Annotated in this window: 3 protein-coding genes; 1 reads left to right on the top strand and 2 read right to left on the bottom strand. The window is 40.8% G+C overall.

The window, feature by feature from the left end; all coding sequences use genetic code 11:
- A partial coding sequence (locus tag GRP75_RS23630; protein WP_237449157.1) for a hypothetical protein occupies nucleotides 1-319 on the bottom strand: 319 nt, incomplete at its 3' end.
- Between the two features lie 146 nt (nucleotides 320-465).
- Between GRP75_RS23630 and GRP75_RS23625 the strand changes: the two genes are divergently transcribed.
- Nucleotides 466-975 (top strand): discoidin domain-containing protein, encoded by a 510-nt coding sequence (locus tag GRP75_RS23625; protein WP_160790532.1) that lies wholly within the window; start codon nucleotides 466-468, stop codon nucleotides 973-975.
- 55 nt (nucleotides 976-1,030) lie between these two features.
- Here the strand turns inward: GRP75_RS23625 and GRP75_RS23620 are convergent.
- Nucleotides 1,031-2,769: S-layer homology domain-containing protein (locus GRP75_RS23620; protein WP_202404284.1), on the bottom strand; the 1,739-nt coding region annotated here is incomplete at its 5' end.

The raw sequence follows: 2,769 nt of genomic DNA, 5'->3' as shown, positions 1-2,769 counted from the left end.
CTAAATATGACAATGGAAGTGGCGAATAGACCATTGTATCTCCATCTTCATCTCGTTTTAAAATAATAGCAAACTCAGCACCATTACTTTCATCGCCTCTTGGCAACGGAAATATCATAGCCGGACAACGCGACTCATAATTATGAGGAAATTCTTTTCGAAAGTTCTCTAAAGCATAATTCAGAATCGCATCTATTTTGTCGGTAAGCACATTAAATCCACCTATTACAAAATCATTATATTCTTGGGAAGTGGTGTACTTCTCAAATAATTTTCTTTTATATTCCTCAACAGTACTAAAACAAACTTCCCAATCCAAAGGGAAAATGCCATCTCCCAAATAATAAGTGTATAACTAGTATGCATTCCATGTTCAAGGAATATATTCATAGAGAGTTTCATATAAATGATATGAATCAACCTTTTCGACACATTCAAAAATTAAACTTAAGGAGGAATTTCAACATGGCAAAATTCAGTCAAAATCCAGACGACTATACTTTTTCCGTGGATCCTGTTGTTATAGCAGAGGAAAATGTTTCAACGAATGGAGATTCTAAAAATACTTTTCCAAAAAATGTTTTAATCGATAATAATCTATATTGGGAAAGTAGTTTAAGCGGTAAAGGTGGAGAAATCATCTTCAAATTAGATACAGGTAAGACGATCAATGATATTCTTTTAGCTCAGCCATCTTCTCGAGCTTTTATTCTTTCATTTTCTTTTCACGGCTCTAATGACGGAGAAAATTGGTTTAGGTTAGGTGAAGTCGAAGCTTTGCCAACCATTGCAAAAACAACCTATCAATTTAGTAATGAGATTCCTTTTTCATATTATAAAATAATTGTACTTTCATCCGGGATGAGTAGTACAACCTCCTATTATGGTATACGATATATTCAGCTAAAAACCGCACTCATTAATGGTGTTCCTGCCTACAGAGCATCCAATATAAACCCCGCTATTGCGGAATAAGTTAAGTTAGTACACACAAAAAAAGGGGCTGGCCAACGCCGCCCCTTGATTCGTTCTATTTCATTTGAAGCATGTTATAAATCATCTCAGCCGCTTCCGCACGTGTGACCTCCTGCTTGGCCCGAAAGCTACCATCTGGATATCCTTGTACTAAATTTATCTCCGTTAGACCAAGTACATCCTTTCTGGCCCACTCGACAATTTGAGAGGAATCCGAGTATGCACTGCTTTCTTGCTGTGGTGTAGCCTTGATAATGTTATTCACCATTTTAGCCGCCTGCTCACGGTTAATGACCCGATCTGGGCCAAATTCTCTATTACTAAACCCGCGAGCGACCTGATCTTTAATCGCCGTTTTGAGAAGATCAACGTACCACGCCGATGGATTGATATCCTCGAAACCTAAAGTCACATCTGTTTCGAGCGGTAATTTCAAGGAACGGACCAGCATAGAAGTGAACTCCATACGCGTTACAGGTCTGTTCGGCTCAAACAGCGTGTGGGTTATTCCCTTTACTATACCCAAATCGGCAAGCACATTTATTTTTTCTTTATTAAATATCCGATCAATGTCACTAAAATGATTTGGCTTCTTCTCAACGGTTGAATCCTGAATGTGCTCTGTTTCTATCGGTTCCTTTATAACAGGCTGAATCGGTTTTACACTCTCCGCCCCTCCTGCTCCGCCACCTACGTCCACAGTATTACCCGTTGTTTTTCCATGCGCTTGTTTTGCCTCTGTGCGTTTTCCTTGACTATTTTCTGCCCAAAGTTGAACTGTATACAACTGCTTCTCTTTAAGTTGTCTCCAGATATAGCTTCGATCCTTACCACGATATAGCTCTGTTCCTCCTTCACTGGCAAGGACGAAAATATCATTCTCATGGTCTGATTCCCAATGGATGATAAATTCACTATTCGTTGTTTCCGTCTTCAAAAACGCAAACGCTGGAGACGGCAGCGTCTCGACCTGACCTTCTGTCTGCTTACCTTCACCACTTGTGTTCACTGGCTTAATGGTAATACGATACACTGTAGAACTGTCCAATCCATCTACTTTAAATTCATGGATGGTCGTATGACCGATAAGCATCTCGTTTTGGTAGACATTGTAGGCATCTGCACCCGGAGCTTCTTTCCACGTAACAACCAAATCGGTATCTGTTACTTCTTTCACTGTCAATCTATTGTCTGGTATTTGACCTGGCAAAGAGCGAAGCGTAAAGGGAGCTATATTACCTACCCCCGTTGTATTCACGGCCTGTATACCAAACGAGTAAATCATACCAGGCTGGATATCTGAAAGCTTAATATGGGCATCTCTGGTGTTAAAAACTTCCCCCGTATCTTTACGGGTTACAGTATATTGAGAAGAGCTCTTGATTTCATCCCAGCTCAGTGAAATCTGGCCACCCTCAAGTTCTGTAACATTAACATTTTGTACTTCAGGAGGAAGTGTCAGCAGCTCACCCAACGCTGGCTGGCTGAAACCACTACTGTTCCCACTGCTCACTTGAAAATCATAGTTTCTCCCACCTGTTAAACCAGATACAACCACACGTGGTTCCGTACTATAATAATTTTGACCGTTGATCGTTACTTTATATTGAGTTGCCCCATCAACCGGGGCCCATATCAATGTGGCATCGTGCTCGCGAACATCTTCAGCTGCAAGTTGCACAGCCGAATCAGGTAGTGTTAATGCGTTGATAGATGTATCTTTACCCGTGCCACTTCGATTGTAGGCTCGTATTTTAATATTAGCAGATCGACCAGCAGGCAAGCCCTCAAAAG

The sequence above is a fragment of the Paenibacillus sp. OT2-17 genome, assembly GCF_009827695.1.
Classification (GTDB): Bacteria; Bacillota; Bacilli; order Paenibacillales; family Paenibacillaceae; genus Paenibacillus; species Paenibacillus polymyxa_B.
The sequence above is the reverse complement of the archived record's forward strand: the minus strand, read 5'-3'. Positions and strand labels throughout refer to the sequence as shown.

What these genes read in the sequence shown, in the direction of transcription:
- GRP75_RS23625 (WP_160790532.1), top strand. Translation starts at nt 466, where the DNA reads ATGGCAAAATTCAGTCAAAATCCAGACGACTATACTTTTTCCGTGGAT.